This is a genomic window from Streptomyces sp. BE303 (genome assembly GCF_036290945.1).
Taxonomy (GTDB): Bacteria; Actinomycetota; Actinomycetes; order Streptomycetales; family Streptomycetaceae; genus Kitasatospora.
In genome coordinates, this window is the sequence record NZ_JAQYWZ010000218.1 from 1 (window position 1) to 430 (window position 430).

1 protein-coding gene is annotated in these 430 nt (G+C 71.9%); it reads left to right on the plus strand.

Annotated elements, in window-relative coordinates:
- The coding region (locus PUR56_RS01415) for an acyltransferase domain-containing protein (protein ID WP_329947509.1) at positions 1–430 on the plus strand (430 nt) is incomplete at both ends.

The window sequence follows — 430 nt, forward strand, 5'->3', positions numbered from 1 at the left end:
CGCCGTCGAGGTGGCGTTGCACGCGCTGCTGTCGCACTGGGGTGTGCGGGCGGACGTGCTGGTCGGTCATTCGATCGGTGAGATCGCTGCCGCGCACGTGGCCGGGGTGCTGTCGCTCGGCGATGCGGCGGCGTTGGTCGTGGCCCGGGGCCGACTGATGCAGGCCCTTCCCGCCGGTGGGGCGATGCTCGCGGTGGGTGCTTCCGAGGCGGAGGTGCTGGAGGCGTTCCCGGACGTGGACGTCGCCGTGGTGAACGGCCCTGGGGCCGTGGTGGTCGCGGGCCTGGAAGCCGAGATCGACGCCGTTGCCGAGGCTGCGGGTGGGCGGGGCTGGAAGTCCAGCCGTCTGCGGACCAGTCACGCCTTCCACTCCCGGCTGATGGAGCCGATGTTGGAGGACTTCCGCGCCGTGGTGCGTGGGTTGTCCTTC